This window comes from Verminephrobacter eiseniae EF01-2, assembly GCF_000015565.1.
GTDB classification, from domain to species: domain Bacteria; phylum Pseudomonadota; class Gammaproteobacteria; order Burkholderiales; family Burkholderiaceae_C; genus Acidovorax; species Acidovorax eiseniae.
The window spans coordinates 3,500,255-3,520,000 of sequence record NC_008786.1 but is presented as its reverse complement, the minus strand read 5'-3'; the positions used below and the strand labels follow the sequence as shown (position 1 = coordinate 3,520,000).

Annotated in this window: 10 protein-coding genes, 2 tRNA genes and 3 rRNA genes (1 of these 15 running past the window's edge); all 15 read left to right on the top strand. The window is 60.3% G+C overall.

The genetic code is table 11. The features are described from left to right. Positions 1-30, top strand: a 16S ribosomal RNA gene (locus VEIS_RS15370); it begins 1,504 nt to the left of the window's first position. Between the two features lie 86 nt (positions 31-116). After that, a tRNA-Ile gene (locus tag VEIS_RS15365) sits at positions 117-193 on the top strand. Positions 194-229: 36 nt separating this feature from the next. After that, a tRNA-Ala gene (locus tag VEIS_RS15360) sits at positions 230-305 on the top strand. 281 nt (positions 306-586) lie between these two features. Beyond that, positions 587-3,473 (top strand): 23S ribosomal RNA (locus VEIS_RS15355). A gap of 117 nt (positions 3,474-3,590) precedes the next feature. Continuing rightward, positions 3,591-3,703: ribosomal RNA gene (gene rrf / locus VEIS_RS15350) — 5S ribosomal RNA — on the top strand. Together the 16S, 23S and 5S rRNA genes with 2 tRNA genes alongside form the textbook arrangement of a ribosomal RNA operon. Positions 3,704-3,862: 159 nt before the next feature. Further along, a complete protein-coding gene (locus tag VEIS_RS15345; RefSeq protein ID WP_041950084.1) occupies positions 3,863-4,846 on the top strand; it encodes a YncE family protein in 984 nt (327 codons plus the stop codon). Positions 4,847-4,863: 17 nt separating this feature from the next. After that, positions 4,864-5,721, top strand: a complete 858-nt coding sequence (locus VEIS_RS15340; RefSeq protein ID WP_011810882.1) for a polysaccharide deacetylase family protein — start codon at positions 4,864-4,866, stop codon at positions 5,719-5,721. Between the two features lie 24 nt (positions 5,722-5,745). Then, positions 5,746-6,741, top strand: a complete 996-nt coding sequence (locus tag VEIS_RS15335; RefSeq protein ID WP_011810881.1) for a sterol desaturase family protein — start codon at positions 5,746-5,748, stop codon at positions 6,739-6,741. Positions 6,742-6,769: 28 nt separating this feature from the next. Next, positions 6,770-7,585, top strand: a complete 816-nt coding sequence (locus VEIS_RS15330) for an EI24 domain-containing protein (protein WP_011810880.1) — start codon at positions 6,770-6,772, stop codon at positions 7,583-7,585. Further along, entirely contained in the window at positions 7,582-8,403 is an 822-nt protein-coding gene (locus tag VEIS_RS15325) for a competence/damage-inducible protein A (protein WP_011810879.1), read from the top strand. Before VEIS_RS15330 ends, VEIS_RS15325 begins: the two co-directional genes overlap by 4 nt. 169 nt (positions 8,404-8,572) lie before the next feature. After that, the gene (glnA, locus tag VEIS_RS15320; protein WP_011810878.1) at positions 8,573-9,988 is read left to right on the top strand and encodes a type I glutamate--ammonia ligase; all 1,416 of its coding nucleotides are present in this window, start codon (positions 8,573-8,575) and stop codon (positions 9,986-9,988) included. Between the two features lie 152 nt (positions 9,989-10,140). Further along, positions 10,141-10,632, top strand: coding sequence for a hypothetical protein (locus VEIS_RS15315; protein WP_041950082.1), 492 nt, complete (start codon positions 10,141-10,143; stop codon positions 10,630-10,632). 129 nt (positions 10,633-10,761) lie between these two features. Then, positions 10,762-11,853: a nitrogen regulation protein NR(II) gene (gene glnL / locus VEIS_RS15310; protein ID WP_011810876.1), complete on the top strand. Its 1,092-nt coding sequence runs from the start codon at positions 10,762-10,764 to the stop codon at positions 11,851-11,853. 48 nt (positions 11,854-11,901) lie between these two features. After that, the gene (gene ntrC / locus VEIS_RS15305; protein ID WP_011810875.1) at positions 11,902-13,521 is read left to right on the top strand and encodes a nitrogen regulation protein NR(I); all 1,620 of its coding nucleotides are present in this window, start codon (positions 11,902-11,904) and stop codon (positions 13,519-13,521) included. 658 nt (positions 13,522-14,179) lie between these two features. Further along, positions 14,180-19,333, top strand: coding sequence for a pilus assembly protein (locus VEIS_RS15300; RefSeq protein ID WP_011810873.1), 5,154 nt, complete (start codon positions 14,180-14,182; stop codon positions 19,331-19,333). The last annotated feature ends 413 nt before the right edge of the window (positions 19,334-19,746 follow it).

The window sequence follows — 19,746 nt, the reverse complement described above, 5'->3', positions numbered from 1 at the left end:
ATCGGAAGGTGCGGCTGGATCACCTCCTTTCTGGAAAAAGACAGCAGACAAAAGCAGCAAACGAAATCGAACGCCCACACTTATCGGTTGTTGGAACGGGTTGGCGCGAGCCGACGGGGTCTGTAGCTCAGTTGGTCAGAGCACCGTCTTGATAAGGCGGGGGTCGTTGGTTCGAGCCCAACCAGACCCACCAGAGGGCAGACACCAGAGCCAGACAACAGGCAGGCCCGGGGGATTAGCTCAGCTGGGAGAGCACCTGCTTTGCAAGCAGGGGGTCGTCGGTTCGATCCCGTCATCCTCCACCACACCGACAACACCAAAGCGGCCTTGAGTCCGAAACGAGGGACAGCGAAACCTCGGGAAAGACAAAAGACCCCTTCGTTGTTGATCGACATCGAGAGATCGAACGGCTGTTCATTAAAAATTCATAGAGTCGAATCAGCGTCGCCGGCAAAGGCTGCGGGCCCGACCAAGGGCCGAGCAGCGCTGGCTGGCGACAGGGAAATCCGATTGCGTCAAAACGGATATTCAAACAGCGCTTGAAGAACTGAACACAGATGACTTGCGAAAGACATCAAAGTTATGGGGTCAAGTGACTAAGAGCATGTGGTGGATGCCTTGGCGATTACAGGCGACGAAAGACGTGAAGGCCTGCGAAAAGCTCCGGGGAGCTGGCGAACGAGCATTGATCCGGAGATATCTGAATGGGGAAACCCACCTCGCAAGAGGTATCGCGCGCTCAATACATAGGCGCGCGAGGCGAACCGGGCGAACTGAAACATCTCAGTAGCCCGAGGAAAAGACATCAACCGAGATTCCGAAAGTAGTGGCGAGCGAAATCGGAACAGCCATCCAGAGATAGCATGACGGTTAGCAAAACGGGCTGGAAAGCCCGGCCATAGAAGGTGAAAGCCCTGTATGCGAAAACCGGAATGTGGTACCGAGCTGGAGAAAAGTAGGGCGGGACACGAGAAATCCTGTCTGAAGACGGGGGGACCATCCTCCAAGGCTAAATACTCGTAATCGACCGATAGTGAACCAGTACCGTGAGGGAAAGGCGAAAAGAACCCCGGGAGGGGAGTGAAACAGATCCTGAAACCGCATGCTTACAAAAAGTAGGAGCCCGCAAGGGTGACTGCGTACCTTTTGTATAATGGGTCAGCGACTTACATTCAGTGGCAAGGTTAACCGAATAGGGAAGCCGAAGAGAAATCGAGTCCGAACAGGGCGAGAAAGTCGCTGGGTGTAGACCCGAAACCAAGTGATCTATCCATGGCCAGGATGAAGGTGCCGTAACAGGTACTGGAGGTCCGAACCCACTGGTGTTGCAAAACCAGGGGATGAGCTGTGGATAGGGGTGAAAGGCTAATCAAACTTGGAAATAGCTGGTTCTCTCCGAAAACTATTTAGGTAGTGCCTCAAGTATTACCTGCGGGGGTAGAGCACTGTCTAGGCTAGGGGGTCATGGCGACTTACCAAACCTATGCAAACTCCGAATACCGCAGAGTACAGCTTGGGAGACAGAGCACCGGGTGCTAACGTCCGGACTCAAGAGGGAAACAACCCAGACCGCCAGCTAAGGTCCCTAAAATTGGCTAAGTGGGAAACGAAGTGGGAAGGCAAAAACAGTCAGGATGTTGGCTTAGAAGCAGCCATCATTTAAAGAAAGCGTAATAGCTCACTGATCGAGTCGTCCTGCGCGGAAGATGTAACGGGGCTCAAGCCAGTTACCGAAGCTGCGGATTTGCCAGGCCCCGCGCCTGGCAAGTGGTAGGAGAGCGTTCTGTAGGCCAGTGAAGGTGTCCGGCAACGGATGCTGGAGGTATCAGAAGTGCGAATGCTGACATGAGTAGCGTTAAAGGGGGTGAAAAGCCCCCTCGCCGTAAGCGCAAGGTTTTCTACGCAACGTTCATCGGCGTAGAGTGAGTCGGCCCCTAAGGCGAGGCAGAAATGCGTAGCTGATGGGAAACAGGTCAATATTCCTGTACCGATGTGCAGTGCGATGTGGGAACGAAGAAGGTTAGCTCAGCCAACGGTTGGAAGAGTTGGTTCAAGCCCGTAGTCATGCCCGGCAGGCAAATCCACCGGGTGCAGATGAGAGGTGATAACGAGTCTGCTCGCAGACGAAGTGAGTGATACCCGGCTTCCAGGAAAAGCCACTAAGCTTCAGCTGCACACGACCGTACCGCAAACCGACACAGGTGCGCGAGATGAGTATTCTAAGGCGCTTGAGAGAACTCAGGAGAAGGAACTCGGCAAATTGATACCGTAACTTCGGGAGAAGGTATGCCCCAAGTAGGTGAACTCGAACAGAGGGAGCCGATCGGGGTTGCAAAAAAACGGTGGCTGCGACTGTTTAATAAAAACACAGCACTCTGCAAACACGAAAGTGGACGTATAGGGTGTGACGCCTGCCCGGTGCTGGAAGATTAAATGATGGGGTGCAAGCTCTTGATTGAAGTCCCAGTAAACGGCGGCCGTAACTATAACGGTCCTAAGGTAGCGAAATTCCTTGTCGGGTAAGTTCCGACCTGCACGAATGGCGTAACGATGGCCACACTGTCTCCTCCTGAGACTCAGCGAAGTTGAAATGTTTGTGATGATGCAATCTCCCCGCGGAAAGACGGAAAGACCCCATGAACCTTTACTGCAGCTTTGTATTGGACTTTGAACAGGTCTGTGTAGGATAGGTGGGAGGCTTTGAAGTGAGGTCGCCAGACTTCATGGAGCCAACGTTGAAATACCACCCTGGCATGTTTGAGGTTCTAACCCGGGTCCATCATCTGGATCGGGAACAGTGCATGGTAGGCAGTTTGACTGGGGCGGTCTCCTCCCAAAGCGTAACGGAGGAGCTCGAAGGTACGCTAGTTACGGTCGGACATCGTGACGATAGTGCAATGGCATAAGCGTGCTTGACTGCGAGACGGACATGTCGAGCAGATGCGAAAGCAGGACATAGTGATCCGGTGGTTCTGTATGGAAGGGCCATCGCTCAACGGATAAAAGGTACTCTGGGGATAACAGGCTGATACCGCCCAAGAGTTCATATCGACGGCGGTGTTTGGCACCTCGATGTCGGCTCATCTCATCCTGGGGCTGTAGCCGGTCCCAAGGGTATGGCTGTTCGCCATTTAAAGAGGTACGTGAGCTGGGTTTAAAACGTCGTGAGACAGTTTGGTCCCTATCTTCCGTGGGCGCTGCAGATTTGAGAAAGCCTGCTCCTAGTACGAGAGGACCGGAGTGGACACACCTCTGGTGTATCGGTTGTCACGCCAGTGGCATCGCCGAGTAGCTATGTGTGGAAGAGATAACCGCTGAAAGCATCTAAGCGGGAAACTCGTTTCAAGATGAGATCTGCCGGGGCCTTGAGCCCCCTCAAGAGCCGTTCCAGACCAGAACGTTGATAGGCAGGGTGTGTACCCGCAGCAATGCGTTGAGCTTACCTGTACTAATTGCTCGTGCGGCTTGACCCCATAACTTTGTTGTCCCGCAACCTACGCAATCGAACTTCCCAGCTGACCCCCCGACCCTATGAATGCCGGCGCGCCTGTACCACCCCATCCCCTCAGGCCCGCCACCACCCAGTTACGCCTGATGACCATAGCAAGTTGGCCCCACTCCTTCCCATCCCGAACAGGACAGTGAAACGACTTCGCGCCGATGATAGTGCGGCTCCCCGTGTGAAAGTAGGTCATCGTCAGGCTCCACTTATCTGCCCCCACCAACCACCCCCCAGTCCTGATCCACTGGGGGGTTTTTGCATTTCGGCAGCGCCTGGATCGAGCTATTTTCTCCATGCATCTGCCCGATGACGGGGCAGCGCAGGGCTACACTGTTGGCCTGTGTCGAACAAAGTGCTGTCGTGAAGATTTTTCCGCTTGCGCGCGTGTGCGCCGTCCTCGGTGGGTTCTGGTTTTTCCTGCATGGTGTGCAGGCTGCAGTTCCCCTTTTGTTCGTTCTCAATTCCCTCGATGCCAATGTCAGTGTCATCGATCCTGTGACCTGGACCGAGACGGCGCGCATCGCGACGGGCAAAGAGCCGCACCACCTGTACCTGACACCCGACGAAAAATCGCTCATCGTGGCCAATGCGCTCGGCGATACGCTGACCTTCGTCGACCCCCGCACGGCGCAGGTGCAGCGCACTGTGCACGGCATTGTCGACCCTTACCAACTGCGCTTCAGCCCCAACATGAAGTGGTTTGTCACGGCCGCCAATCGTTTGAACCATGTGGATTTTTATCACTGGAATGGCCAGGATTTGACCCTGGTGCGGCGTGTGGCCACGTCGCGCACGCCCAGCCATTTGTGGATCGACAGCCGCAGCACCATGGTGTACGCGACCATGCAGGACAGCGATGAGTTGGTGGCCTTTGATCTGGCGACCCAGACCATCCGATGGCGCACCAAGACCGGCCCCATGCCCGCCGATATCTATGGCAGCCCTGACGACAAGCACCTGTTCGTTGGCCTGACGGGCGGCAACGCGGTCGAGGTGTTCGATGTGTCGGGGCCTGGGCCGGTCAGCATCAACAAGCTCCAGACCGGCAATGGGGCGCATGCATTCCGCTCTGCTGGCAATGGCCGCCACCTTTATGTCAGTAACCGGGTGGCCAATTCGATCAGCAAGATCGACATGCTGACACAGCAGGTGGTCGAGTCATACCCTGTGCCCGGCGGGCCCGATTGCATGGACCTGTCTGCGGACGGTCGCTTCATCTACGTCAGTTCACGCTGGGCGCGCAAGCTGTCCGTGGTCGATACCGAGGCCAAACGGGTGGTGCGGCAGGTCGCCGTGGGCAAGTCGCCCCATGGCGTCTGGACGCTGCAGCACGCGCCGCGTTGATCGGCTGGAGCAGGTCCATGGGCCACAGGGACGGCGGCTGGAAGACCGAAGGTGCCGGCTACCGATTTGCTATTATAACGATAGCTTGTTGCGTATATGGTTCCTGCGCCAATGCAGAAAAAGACTGTCACCAACCGCTGTATCTGACGTTCGATACCGGCCACATGGGGATTGCGCCGCTGGTGGCCGAGGTGCTCAAAAGGCAGCAGGTCCGCGTGACCTTTTTTGCCGCGAACGAGCGCACGAAGGAGGGGGACGGCAGCTTGGGTGCGCACTGGGCCCCTTGGTGGCACGCCCGTGCGGCAGAGGGGCATGAGTTTGCCTCCCACACCTGGAGTCATGGCTATTGGCGCGCTGATCTGGGCCATGCGCCGAATCCCTCGTTCCTGGTGCGCCCGTCGGCGGGGCCGCGCGCGGGGCAGGAGTTTGCGATGTCGGCCGCTGACTATTGCGCAGACATCACCCAGGCCGCCGAGCGTCTGCGGTTGCTGACGGGTCGGGCGCCGTTGCCATTGTTTCGCGCTCCGGGCGGCAAGACCTCGCCGCAACTGCTGGCCAGTGCGCGTGCCTGCGGCTATCTGCATGTGGGCTGGTCGCCGGCCGGTTTCCTGGGCGATGATCTGCCCAGCGAACGGATCAGCAACGCGGCGCTGCTGCGCAAAGCGCTGCGCGGGGTACGCAGTGGCGATATTTTGCTGGCGCATCTGGGTATCTGGTCGCGCAAAGACCCCTGGGCACCGGCCGTGCTGGAGCCGCTGATCGTGGGGCTCCAGCAGCAGGGTTTTTGTTTTCGCACACTGCGCGAGCACCCTGCCTTGCGCGAGCATTTGGCTGCGCACGCGCATTCCGGTGATGCAGCGGCGACAGCCCGTTGATGCCGTTCGATGGAGCGTGACCAGATGCAATGGCTGGGCAATGGATTCGATGGCGTGCAGCAGTGGCTCTTCGAGACAGTGCTGCAGCCGCTGATGTTTGCCATGGGGTTGGCCAGCCTGCTGGAAAATGGCTACGAGGCTGCGGGCTGGCTGCTGGTGGGCCTGTTGCAGTTGCTGGTGATCGTGGCGCTGATCGGCCCCATGCAGCGCCTTTGGCCCGTGGAGCCGCTGAGCGACCGTGCCAGCGTCCGCACGGACATCCTCTATACCCTGATCCACAGGCTCGGCCTGTTCCGCCTGGCCTTGTTCTTTACGCTCGATCCGCTGGTCGATTCCTTGTTCGGTGCGCTGCGGGTCGCCGGCGTCAGCAGTTTGCAGCTCGATGGCCTCTGGCCGGGCGTCACCGACATTCCCTGGGTGAGCTGGCTGCTGTATCTGGTGGTGTTCGATTTCGTCGACTACTGGATTCACCGTGGGCAGCACCAGATCCCGTGGTGGTGGTGTCTGCATTCGTTGCACCACGCGCAGCGCCAAATGACCATGTGGAGCGACAACCGCAACCACCTGCTCGACGACCTGCTGCGCGATGCCATCCTGGTGGTCGTGGCGCAACTGATTGGCGTGGCACCGGGCCAGTTCATTGCCATCGTGGCGCTCACCCAACTCAGCGAGAGCTTTCAACATGCCAACCTGCGCCTTTGGTTTGGTCGCTGGGGCGAGCGGCTTTGGATCAGCCCCCGCTTTCACCGCCTGCACCACGGCATCGGCATCGGCCACGAGACGATCAAACCGATCGCGGGCGGCGCGGCGCAGCGCGTGCTGCCGGGCGGGCACAATTTTGGCGTGCTGCTGCCCTGGTGGGACATGCTGATGGGCAGCGCCAATTTCGAGCTACGCTACGACCCCACGGGCGTGCGCGATCAGATCGAGCCCGGCCCGGACGGGCAATTGCGCGACTATGGCCAGGGTTTTTGCGCCCAACAGTGGCGCGGTGTGTTGCGGTTGCTGGGCCGGGCCTGAGCCGCTGAAGGTATATGCTGGAGACCGTATGCAACTACTGCTCGATTCTTTCTGGCGCGCTGGCGCTTACTGCCTGCGCCCGCGCGTGATTGCGCTATCGCTGCTGCCCTTGCTGCTGATCGCGGTTTTGGCGCTGGGCGGGGGCTATTTCTATTGGGATGCGGCGGTCCAGGGCATGCGCTCCTTGCTGGATGCCTCCGTGATGGGCCTCATCTGGAACTGGTGGCAGGGCACGGGCCTGGGAGATCCGCGCTCCGTGATGGCGCAGATGATGGTGATCCTGGCAGCGGCGCCGCTGCTGGTGCTGGTGTCGCTGCTCATCGTGGCGCTGCTGATGACGCCCGCTCTGGTGGCCCTGGTGGCCCAGCGGCGCTTTCCGCAACTCGAGCGCAAGCGGGGCGGCTCTTTCATTGCCAGCGTGGCCTGGTCGCTAGGCTCGACCGTGCTGGCATTGCTGGCGCTGCTGGTGTCGATTCCGCTGTGGCTGGTGCCACCGCTGGTGCTCATCGTGCCGCCATTGATCTGGGGCTGGCTGACATACCGGGTGATGGCTTTCGACGCGCTGGCCGGGCATGCCAGCAAACAGGAACGGCAGGAGATCTTGCGCCGCCACCGCACCAGCCTGCTGGGCATAGGCATCCTCACCGGCTATCTGGGCGCCGCGCCGAGCATCCTGTGGGCCTCGGGCGTGGTGTTTGCCGCTGCGTTCTTCGTCCTGGTGCCGCTGGCCATCTGGGGCTACACCCTGATCTTTGCGTTCTCGTCGCTCTGGTTCACGCACTATGGACTGGCGGCACTGCAAAGCCTGCGCGCCGAAGCGAACGACGCGACCCCGGCAGCATGACCCCGGCCTTCGGCCTGATCATCGTCGGCGATGAAATCCTCTCGGGCAAGCGCTCTGACCAGCACCTGCCGAAGGTGATCGAACTGCTGTCGGCCCGTGGCCTGTCGCTGGCCTATGCCAACTATGTCGGCGACCACCCGGAGCGCATCACGGCCTGCTTGCAGCGGGCCTTCGCCTCGGACGACATGGTGTTTTGCTGCGGCGGCATCGGCGCCACGCCCGACGACCATACACGGCAATGCGCGGCGCGTGCGCTGGACTGCGAACTGGTGCTGCACCCCGAGGCCGAGGCATCGATCCGCGAGCGCATGCAAGACATCGCGCGCGAGCAAGGGATGGCCCCGGACCCGGAGCGCCCCGACAACGTCCACCGGCTCAACATGGGGCGGTTTCCGGCGGGCGCCGCCATCATTCCCAACCCGTACAACAAGATTCCCGGATTCAGTTGCACCGGGGCCGGGGGCGCAATGGTGCACTTCGTGCCCGGCTTTCCGGTGATGGCCTGGCCGATGATCGAATGGGCGCTGGAGCAGCATTGCGCAGCGTTTTTCCACCGCAGCCCGCATACCGAGCAGTCGGTGATCGTCTTCGGAGCGCTCGAAGCTGCGCTGACGCCACTGATGGAACGCATCGAAAAAATGCACCCGGCGGTGCGGGTATTCAGTCTGCCCAGCGTCGATCATCCGCGATACGGGCGGCATATCGAATTGGGCGTCAAAGGGCCAAGCCCCTTGGTTCCCGCCGCCTGGCAGGACTTGAAAATCGGACTGCACGCATTTGGCGCAAACTGCGGCCCCGAATTGGTGCGCAGGCCGTGACGCCCGCAGGCCGGCGCCCAACTGCACCGCACAGGTGCTTTGCGGCAGGGGCCGCACCGGCCCGTCGTCCGGCCCGCTCATTCATGGTGCAGCGGCTGCACCCGGCTGGCACGCAAACTGCTTTTGTTCGGCCAGTTTTTTCAACAAGCGCTTTACCCTGGAGAACCTGATGGCCAAGACCGTTGCAGACGTGATGAAGATGGTGAAGGACAACGAAGTCAAGTTCGTCGACTTCCGTTTCACCGATACCCGAGGCAAGGAGCAGCATGTGACGGTGCCCGTGTCCCACTTCGATGAAGACAAGTTCAGCGCCGGCCACGCCTTCGACGGCTCGTCGGTGGCTGGCTGGAAGGGCATCGAAGCCTCGGACATGCAACTGATGCCCGACCCCCAGACCGCCAACCTCGACCCCTTCTATGAAGAAACCACGCTGTTCCTGCAATGCGACGTGATCGAGCCCGGTGACGGCAAGGCCTATGACCGCGACCCCCGCTCCATCGCCAAGCGCGCCGAAGCCTACCTGAAAGCCTCCGGCCTGGGCGATACCGCCTACTTCGGCCCCGAGCCGGAATTCTTCATCTTCGACGGCGTGCGCTGGGCGAACGAGCCTGGCAAGGTCATGTTCGAGATCGAAGAGTACGAAGCGCCCTGGAACTCCGGCGCCCGGCTCGAAGGCGGCAACCGTGGACACCGTCCCGGCGTCAAGGGCGGCTACTTTCCGGTGCCGCCGGTGGACAGCACGCAAGACATGCGCGCTGAAATGGCGCTGATCCTCGAAACCCTGGGCATTCCGGTCGAAGTGTTCCACCACGAAGTAGCCGGCGCCGGGCAAAACGAAATCGGCACCAAGTTCAGCACCCTGGTCCAGCGCGCCGACTGGACGCAGGTGCTCAAATACGTGGTCTGGAACGTCGCCAACGCCTACGGCAAGACCGCCACCTTCATGCCCAAGCCCTACGCCGGCGACAACGGCTCCGGCATGCATGTGCACCAGTCGATCTGGAAGGATGGCAAGAACCTGTTCTCCGGCGACGGCTATGCCGGCCTGTCGGACTTTGCGCTGTACTACATCGGCGGCATCATCCGGCATGCCCGTGCGCTGAACGCGATCACCAACCCCGGCACCAACTCGTACAAGCGCCTGGTGCCCGGCTTCGAAGCGCCGGTCAAACTGGCCTACTCGTCCCGCAACCGCTCGGCCTCGATCCGCATTCCTTACGTTGCCAACCCCAAAGGCCGGCGTATCGAAGCGCGCTTCCCCGACCCATCGGCCAACCCCTACCTGGCCTTCTCGGCCCTGATGATGGCCGGTCTCGACGGCGTGGAAAACAAGATCCACCCCGGCGAAGCCGCCAGCAAGGACCTGTACCACCTGCCGCCCGAAGAAGACAAACTGGTGCCGACCGTATGCCACAGCCTGGACCAGGCGCTGGACTACCTGGACAAGGACCGCGGCTTCCTGACCCAGGGCGGCGTGTTCACCGACTCCATGCTCGACGCCTACATCGAGCTCAAAATGGGCGAAGTCACGCGCTTTCGCATGGCGCCGCACCCGGTCGAATATGACATGTATTACTCGCTGTAACCGGCGATGGCGATATGCAAAGGCGGCGCAAGCCGCCTTTGCCGCCTGATTCCCCCATCCCGCAACACTGAGCCGTTGCCGGATTGGAGATGTGGGGGTGATTGATGGATACTCCCCCCTCTGCCCTGCATGCCAGCGCACGAGGAAACCGAATGGAAAAAACGCTCATCCCCCTGCTACTCGTCAGTGCCATGCTCCCCGCCGCGCTGGCGCAAGAGCGCATCTACCGCTGTGGCAGCGAATACACGAACAACGCCGCGCAGGCCAAGGAGCGCGGCTGCAAGCTGATGGAAGGGGGCAACGTCACGGTCGTGCAAGGCAGCCGGCCCGCATCGGGCGCTGCGCCCGCCGCTGGTGCAGCGCCCTCCCCTGCCACGCCCCGCACCGGCAGCAGCGACCAGAAGGCACGCGACGCCGACATGCGGGCCATCCTCGAATCCGAACTGCGCAAGGCCGAAGCGCGCCATGCCGAACTGCTCAAGGAATACAGCGACGGCAACCCCGAGCGCAACGCGATCGATCTGCGCAACCCGCAGCGCAGACAAGAGCGCTCGGACGAGCTCAAAGCCAGCGTGGCCCGCAGCGAAAGCGACATCGCCGGAATCAAGCGCGAGATCGCCCGTCTGCCCGCTGCGGCCGACTGATCGTGCCCCGGGTGTCATTCATTTCTCGATCATATTTCCCAATCATTCGTGGACGCGAAGGCAAAGCGCAGACAGTACGGATGTACGGCCAGCGACGCCGGCAAAGTGCATGGCTGATTCAGGAACGCAATGAGCCCCCTGCCCTCGCCCCCCCCCGATCCTCCCGGCGCCGGGCGCGTTCATTCGCTCGACCTGATATCCACCTTGGTGGCCGTGCTGCGCGGCGCCGATGGCACCGTGCAATTTGCCAACGCGGCCCTGGAGAACACGCTGGGCCTGTCGCGGCGCACGCTCGAAGGCGCGGACTTCGCCAGCTTTTTCACCGACCCTGCGCTGCTGCAAACCGCGCTGGCAGGCGCGCGGGGCAAGGACTTCAGCGCGCTGCGCTATGAGGCCAGCTTAAAGCGCCTGCACCAGGACCCGGTGCCGGTGCATGTCAGTGTGGCCGATGCCGAACAGGCGGGAGAAATTCTGGTCGAACTATGGCCGCTGGAGCAGCAAGCCCGGCAGGACCGTGAAGAACGGCTGCGCGATCAGGCCCAGGCCCACAAGGAATTGATCCGCAACCTGGCCCACGAGATCAAGAACCCGCTGGGCGGCATCCGTGGCGCCGCGCAGTTGCTCGAAATGGAACTGGAAAGCCGCGAACTCGCCGAATACGCCCAGGTCATCATCCACGAGGCCGACCGCCTGCAAAGCCTGGTCGACCGGCTACTGGCGCCGCACCGCCACCCCCATCTGGTCAGCGACGTGAACATCCACGAAGTCTGCGAGCGGGTGCGCGCGCTGGTGCTGCTCGAATACCCGCAGGGCCTGACGATCTTGCGTGACTACGACACATCGATCCCCGAGTTCCGTGGCGACCGCGCGCAGATCATCCAGGCCATGCTGAACATCGTGCAAAACGCAGCCCAGGCGCTGTGCGAGCGCATGCTGCAAGGGGTTGCCGAAATCACGCTGCGCACCCGCGTAGTCCGGCAAGTGACCTTTGGCCGCCAGCGCTATCGGCTGGCACTGGAATTGCATGTCATCGACAACGGACCGGGCGTTCCCGACGCCATCAAAGAGCGGATTTTCTACCCTCTGGTATCGGGTCGGGACGGCGGATCGGGGCTGGGGCTGACGTTGGCGCAAACCTTCGTGCAACAGCACCGCGGGTTGATCGAATGCGACAGCGTACCGGGTCGCACCGACTTCCGCATCCTGATCCCCTTGCCCTGAGGTCCCTGACACGCCGACACGCCATCACAGGCAGGTAAGAAAAACCATATGAAGCCGATCTGGATAGTAGATGACGACCCCTCGATCCGCTTCGTCCTTGAAAAGGCGCTGGCCCGCGAAAACCTGCCCACGCGCAGCTTCACACAGCCGCGCGAAGTGCTCGACGCGCTGACCGACCTCGACACCGGCGACTGCGGCCGGCAAGGCCCGCAGGTCCTGGTGAGCGACATCCGCATGCCCGGCGGCTCGGGCCTGCTGCTGCTGGAAAAAGTGCGCGAGCTGCAACCCGGTTTGCCGATCATCATCATGACCGCGTACTCCGACCTCGACAGCGCCGTTTCGGCCTTTCAGCGCGGCGCATTCGAGTACCTGCCCAAGCCCTTCGACCTGCCCAAGGCCGTCGCCCTGATCCGCCGCGCCGTGGAAGAAAGCCAGCGCGAAGAAGTCACCGAAGAGCGGCAAGGCGCAACGCCCGAAATACTGGGCCAGGCGCCGGCGATGCAGGACCTGTTCCGGGCCATCGGCCGGCTGAGCCAAAGCCAGGTCACCGTGCTGATCACCGGCGAATCCGGCTCGGGCAAAGAACTGGTGGCGCGCGCGCTGCACAAGCACTCGCCCTGCGCCGACGGCCCCTTCGTGGCCATCAACACCGCAGCCATCCCCAAAGACCTGCTCGAGTCCGAACTGTTCGGCCACGAACGCGGCGCCTTCACCGGCGCGCAAACCCAGCGGCGCGGCCGCTTCGAGCAGGCCGAGGGCGGCACCCTGTTCCTGGACGAAATCGGCGACATGCCGTTCGACCTGCAAACGCGCCTGTTGCGCGTACTATCGGACGGCCAGTTCTACCGCGTGGGCGGCCATGCGGCGCTCAAGGCGCATGTGCGGGTGATCGCCGCCACCCACCAAGACCTGGAAAAGCGCGTCAAGGCCGGCAGCTTCCGCGAAGACCTGTTCCACCGCCTGAACGTCATCCGCCTGCGCCTGCCCGCGCTGCGCGAGCGGCGTGAAGACGTGCCCATGCTCACGCGCCACTTCCTGCAACAAAGCGCCAGACAGTTGGGCGTGGAACCCAAACGCATCGCCGACTCGGCATTGGCGCGGCTGGAGCAATTCGCCTTCCCAGGCAATGTGCGCCAGTTGGAGAACATCTGCCACTGGCTCACCGTCATGGCGCCGGCCCAGGTGATCTCGCTGCAAGACCTGCCCCCGGAAGTGCTGGAGGCGCCTGCGCACCAAGCCGCGCACCACCCCCCCGCGCGGATGGAGCAGATCGGCCACGCCAGCGAGCCGGTGGCGGTGCCGGCAACTGCCATCTGCCCCCCCCCTGCCGAACCGCAGGAAGCACTGCCCCCGCCTGTGCCCGCCACTATGGCGGGCAACGCGCCGGCAATGCCGGCCTTTGCCGCCACCAGCCCCCAGCGGGAGAACGACGGCCATCGGGCCAGTTGGGAAGAAATACTGGAAATCGAGGCACAAAAGCTGCTCGCCGGCGGCCAATCGCAGCTGTGGGATGCGCTCACGCGGCGCTTCGAGTCCTGCCTGATCCGCACCGCGCTGCACACCACCCACGGCCGCCGCATGGAAGCCGCGCAGCGTCTGGGCATAGGACGCAACACCATCACGCGCAAAATCCAGGAACTGGGGCTGGACTCCCCGGATGAGGCATGAACGCCGCTGGCGCCTGAAATCTTGCGGCCCATCGCGCGCGAAGCCAGCGCCACGGCAGACCGCGATCGGGCGCCGTTCGGCCTGCGGAGCACCATGCCGCACCACGCATCAGGCCAGCGTCCGGATCAGCAGGTGCTCACCCCCCGTGGCCCCACGGTAGATTCGGGCTTGCATGCCGCAGCCGCGCCGCAACCACGCAGCCAATACCACACCACAGTGAGCCAATATCCCGGCGCTGCTTCACCCGCATGCGCTGTATCGCCGGGCAAATCCTGACCTGCGCGCCCAAACCCACAGCCCGGGCACCCTTGCTTTGACGGCGCAGTGATCGAGAAAAACAGACGGCAACGGCAGCCGTAACAGACAAATCCGCAAAGACCAGTAAGAAACCTTTTGGCTCAATCGTTACATAGTCGATACCTATGTAGTGCGAAGTGGCAGCTTGTCACTCGTATGATCAACTGCATGCCGCATCGACCGCCCCTCGCGAGCGCCTGCCAACCCACTGCCGGTAGCAACCTGCGCTTGTGGATCGAGGCCGGCATCAAAGTTTCCCGGGACTGCGCATGCAACCCACGGTGAACCCGGGCCGTGCTGCAGGCAGCATTTCTTCCGTGATGGAAAGCCCGTGGCCATTCCTCATACGCAACGACGCACCATGAAAATATCAGTCAACATCAAGACGAATCTGCTGTTGCTCATCCTCTGCAGCAGCATGAATCTGCCGGCAGAGCCTGTGCTCACGAATGCCAATGTATCAGCGCCGCAAAACGCAATACCGCCCAATATCGTCAGCTCCGCCAGCAAACCGATGGTGATGCTGACTGCATCCAAAAGCCACCAGTTTTTCGGTCCTGCCTACAACGATTTTGAGGATCTCGATGACGATGGTGTGATCGACACCACCTTCAAGCCGACTTTCAAGTATTACGGCTATTTCGATGCAAGCAAATGCTATGCTTACGAGACCAATGCCGGTGGCCGATTCGTTCCGGCAGCCATGGCCACCCAGGAGCCCGTCACTGTCGGCACTGCCACTACCACTACCACTGCCACCAGATACAAATGCTCAGCCAGCGCATCCCATTGGAGCGGCAATTTTCTCAATTGGGCCGCCATGACCCGGCTGGATATCGTCCGTAAAATGCTGTATGGCGGCTACAGGGATGTGGATGGCACTGCGGCGACGGTCCTGATGGGGGCCAAAATGGTGATGGATTCGCACTCGTTCGTCAAATATTACAATGGCACCGATATTCGCGATTACACGCCATTCAGCCAGGCAGCGCTCACCAAGACTACCGGGTCCAACAAGGATCAATATGCGGGTCTGAGTATTTGCCTGACCGGCACTGCCGGTGATTATAACGAAGCGCAGCCCGTCATGCGCTTGGTCAAGGGAAATTACCGTTTCTGGTCTACCGTGGAGTGGGAATCCTGCCGCTGGCGTGATGACACCGATTTTGATCCCAAAGGCTATGCGAAAGGTACTTTTGGCCCCAAGCTCTCGCGTTTTTACCACGATGAGGACAAGGGAGATGGAAAGATCGGAGACCGGCGGGTCTACCATGAAATAACCATTCCGTGGATAAAGGATAAGGATGATGGCGCCAGTTATTCCGGCATCGGCCCGCAACTGAACGTTCGGGTCAGGGTATGCGATCCTGCGCTGTTGGGTGAAGAACGCTGCCAGGCGTTTCCACCCGAGTCCACGACCCATTTCAAGCCCTATGGTTTGCTTCAGGAATTTGGCTACCCCAAAACTGCCACAGAAGCGGCCCGGGTGGAATTCGGGTTGATCAGCGGCAGCTATGATAATTATAATGACAATGGAAACAACCCTGACAAGCCTGACAAAATAGCAGGAGTGGCGGGGGCGCTGCGGAAAAACATGGGTGATCTGGGAGATGAGATCGACCGCAACACCGGTGTCTTTTGCCATAATAACCTTGGCACCCATAGCGCTGATTCCGGTTGCGCCGCAACGCCGCCTGCGTCAAATGTCGCTGCAGGCATCATCAGAACCTTCGACGCCATGGTTCTTTACAACTATTCGCGCGGTTTGCAAGGCTTTGTAAGTAATTCTACCTGGCTCAATCCTTTGGGTGAAATGCTCGTGCAAACATTGCAGTATTATGCTTACAACGGAACGACGCCCACGCCCAGCAACCCGGCAGTCACGGTGGCCGACCGCAGTGTCGGCATGCCGGTAGCCCCATGGATCAACCCGTTTGCCGATTCGAATGCACGCAGGGCCAAATACGGCAATGCCATTTGCCGTCCGTTAAATGTTTTGGCGATCTCTTCCGGCACCCTCAGTTATGATGAGCGAGCAGCCGATCCATTTGCCAGTTTGCCGGGGACCGGTAGCGGACTCGATTCTTTCGTCAACAAAATAGGCCAGGCCGAAGGCATTCATGGCACCGCTCGTTCCGTAGGTTCCGTGCCTGGCAATGATGATAAATCATGTTCCGCCAAAACAGTCCAACGGCTTTCAGATGTCAGGGGTATTTGCCCCGAGGCTCCGGCCCTGAAGGGAAGCTACCAGATTGCCGGGGCTGCGCTCTATGGCAATACCACGCGGATTCGTCCCCTGCCCAGCCCTCCTCCTGCAGGTTTCGACAAACTGGAAAATGCGTTGACGGTCAAGACGATGGCCGTGTCCCTCTCGGGCGGAGCGCCGCGCATCGATATTCCCGTCCCCACCCGTGCTTCGGGTGCCACCCATGACCCTTCTACCCCCCTCCCCCTCCTCAACCCCAGACGATATATAACCATCACACCGGAAAGTGTGAGCGACGGCGGCAAGGTCAACGCGCCCTTGTCCTTTGTATCGATCAGTTCCAGTCCGCGCCATGGCGCTTTCATCGTGGCCTGGAGCGACGTTCTTTTGGGTGCCGACTACGATATGGATATCGTTGGTTTCATCCGTTATGACCTGGTCTACAACCCGGACAACTCAGCTACGGGTTGGGATGTCAAGGTGACGACAGATATCGTCAATGTCTGTGGCGCTCTGGGGAATACGTTTGGCTTCAGTATCAGCGGAGTCAAAAGGAAAAATGCTGCCGGCAACCTCGTCGATGCCAGTGGCCGATATCTTACCCATCAACACGGAAGCCAGAATTCGGGGGAAGGCAATCCGATACTGGCCGGCATGCCACCGACATCCCAGTATCTGTGCGGTGATACAGATTATCGTGCCAAGACAGTCATCGGCAACACCCTCAGCTATGCAAATACGGTGTGCAACGTCACGGGCGATGGCAATACCGGCGATCCTGACATACCCACCGCCGAAAAGAATTGCACGGTAAAGAACGCTGATTTCTTGCATTCCGAAAAATTCCACATGGTTGGAGAATCGGATGCCCTCATCAAGGATCCACTCTGGTACGTTGGAAAATACGGCGCATTCAATTCCAGTGTGAAAAATGCCGATGGCACCTACGGCACCCCGTTGGCCATGCCCCCTACCCACAACAATGATAGCTGGGACAGAGTCAAAATGGACGGAAGCATTGGCCAGGATGGTATTCCTGACGGCTACTTTCTTGGACGCCGCCCGGAGTTGCTCGAAGCGTACCTGCGCAATGCGCTCAATGTGATGGCCAAAAACACCAATGCCGTGCCGGCCATTGCCGCGGCGCAAGTGTCGAGCGCGGAGTATAAATTCGTCGCGCGATTTGACAGCACGACCGTGACGGGTGAGTTGGAGGCTTACAAAATCGATTCCGCCACGGGTGAATTCAAAACCACACCGGAGTGGAAAGCGGGCGCCCTGCTCCAGACCCGAACCGATGTCGCCAATAGCAGACAAATCATTACCAACAACAGAAATAGCCCGTCGGCAGGCACCAAGTTCAGGTGGGACGAAGGATTGTCCCGATTTTACAAGGATCAAATGACGACGACACAGAGCAGGAACCGGTTGTCGGAAACGAATGCAATACTGGCGCTGAATTATATTCGCGGCGATCAATCAAATGAAAGCCTCAACGGGCTGCGCCAGCGTGTCGGCAGTCTGCTTGGCCCGGTGGTGAATGCGACCCCCTGGGTCCAGGGCCGCCCCGACTCTACCTTGGCCGGCCTCAGGTCGGATAAGGATTATGTCCATTTTTATAAAAGCTATAAAGACCGCGCCAAGCTGCTTTGGGTGGCTGCCAACGACGGTATGCTGCATGCGTTCAATCCCGACACCGGAGACGAGGTTTTTGCCTATGTGCCAGGCGCCTTGGCCAACCGGCTGACGGAGATACCGTTGCAGCGGGGTAGCAACGCTGCCGGGCGCACGAAATTGGCTGGAAAGGATTTTGTGATCGGCGCCGAAAATCACCCTCCGGGCGGCACGGTCTGGCCCTATGTCGACGGCAATCCTTTTTCTGCCGATGTCAAAGTGGGCCTCGCTACGCACACCTCTAAGTGCACCGCACCAGCAAACACCGCCTGGAAAACCTATGTATTCGGCACCTTGGGGCGCGGTGGCAAAGGTGTTTTTGCGCTGGATGCCACCTGTATTGCCGATTTGACCGAAGACAATGCGGCCAATGTATTCAAGTGGCAATTCACTGCGGACGATGACCCGGACCTGGGATATATCACCGGGGATGTGACGATTCACCCTACCTCGAACCAGGCCTCGCCGGTCGCCAAGATGAACAATGGCAAATATGCCCTGCTTTTGGGCAATGGCTACAAATCCGACTCGGGCAAGGCGGTGCTGTTCGTTCTTTTTGTCAATGGCCCCAATGCCCCCGATGTCCCCGGTGGTTTCGATAGAGTTCGCTGGACGCCGGGTGCTAACGAGGGTTACCTGAAAATCGTGGCGGATACCGGACCCAACAATGGCCTGTCCATGCCCCGCTGGGAAGATATCGATGGCGATGGCACGGCGGATGTGGCTTATGCGGGCGATCTCAAGGGCAATATCTGGAAATTTGATTTGTCGAACCCCACCAACCCGAGCCTGTGGCAGGTCGATCCCCAGAGCGGATCCATCGCCAGCGCACCGGGCAAGGCCAGCATTGGCAGTATCGTCAGCCCTCTGTACAATGCCGGCCTTCCGATTACGACGGCGCCACAGCTCATGCATATGGGCCAGGGCGGACTCATGGTCAATTTTGCGACCGGCAGTGCATTCGATGATGCGGATTTTCCCAAGCTCGGGGTGACGCAGCGGGTTTATGGCATTTGGGACCGGCGTAGCCTCGCTGGGGCACCGTCCTTCGCTCGGGTCAAGACCGTCGATACCAATACCTTGGTGCGCCGCGCATACACACGCAGCACGGAGGGCGTGGTCACCGTCGCTGCCGATACCCCGGCTTTGAATTGGTCCAACCACAATGGCTGGTATATGGATTTGCCAGATTCCGGCGAGGCGGTCCTGTCAGACCCGTCTCTGAGCGCGGGGGTCTTGTCGTTTGTGACGGTTCGTCCGAGGCAAGCAGTCGCCGGAGAATCTGCGCCTTGCTTTTCAAACCACCGCACGGCGCTTTATACCATCGATCCGATCTCGGGCAAGGCCGAGCGCAATATCCAAGGCAGCATCACGCTGAACAGCACGCAGGTGTTTGTCGCAGCCAGGGACATTAGCGATCAAAAGGTGCGTTCGGTGATTGACAGAACCAAAAAGGCTTTTGCCAGGCCGCCCTGTCCACCCGGGGAACCCGATTGCACTCCCAACACCCCCATTTGCCGCGCCGGGCAGCGCGCCAAGAGGATCATCGGCAGTGGTGCCGATACCATGCTGTGCCTGAGCACTACACCACGTCTGCAATGGCGGGAAATTCCGGGGTTGAGACCGGACGATTGAGAACGGACCCATGAAACCAACGGATGCAGCGCCGTTTTGCGCTGATGCAGTGGCCGATCGCGCTGCCGACCGGCTAGTGTCGCGTCACCGATCAGATGTCGTAGGCTGCGCGCAGCCATCGGAGCGCAACGCAAGGCGCATCGTGCGGCCAATACCGAGCGTATTGGCAAGCGATGCAACGCCGCGATGCGCTTCGATGGCCAGCGCAGACCGACAGATGATCGGTGACGCGACACTAGGCTATTGCGTCTGCCCTGGCCCCTATCCGTTGGCCATGCAATCGCCTGAAAGCACTGGCCGGGCGGTCATTGGCCCCAGGCCAAATGCTGCGCCGGCCATACTCCGTCCAACGGTCTGCGCGGCAGAACCACCCCGCGCACCACGGTCCCGGATCTTTTCGCGCAGCGGCCCGA

Bases quoted from the DNA above. Each gene is read 5' to 3' on its own strand.
- VEIS_RS15315 (WP_041950082.1), top strand. From the start codon at position 10,141: ATGGAAAAAACGCTCATCCCCCTGCTACTCGTCAGTGCCATGCTCCCC.
- ntrC (WP_011810875.1), top strand. From the start codon at position 11,902: ATGAAGCCGATCTGGATAGTAGATGACGACCCCTCGATCCGCTTCGTC.
- glnL (WP_011810876.1), top strand. From the start codon at position 10,762: ATGAGCCCCCTGCCCTCGCCCCCCCCCGATCCTCCCGGCGCCGGGCGC.
- VEIS_RS15300 (WP_011810873.1), top strand. From the start codon at position 14,180: ATGAAAATATCAGTCAACATCAAGACGAATCTGCTGTTGCTCATCCTC.
- VEIS_RS15325 (WP_011810879.1), top strand. From the start codon at position 7,582: ATGACCCCGGCCTTCGGCCTGATCATCGTCGGCGATGAAATCCTCTCG.
- VEIS_RS15330 (WP_011810880.1), top strand. From the start codon at position 6,770: ATGCAACTACTGCTCGATTCTTTCTGGCGCGCTGGCGCTTACTGCCTG.
- glnA (WP_011810878.1), top strand. From the start codon at position 8,573: ATGGCCAAGACCGTTGCAGACGTGATGAAGATGGTGAAGGACAACGAA.
- VEIS_RS15335 (WP_011810881.1), top strand. From the start codon at position 5,746: ATGCAATGGCTGGGCAATGGATTCGATGGCGTGCAGCAGTGGCTCTTC.
- VEIS_RS15340 (WP_011810882.1), top strand. From the start codon at position 4,864: ATGGGCCACAGGGACGGCGGCTGGAAGACCGAAGGTGCCGGCTACCGA.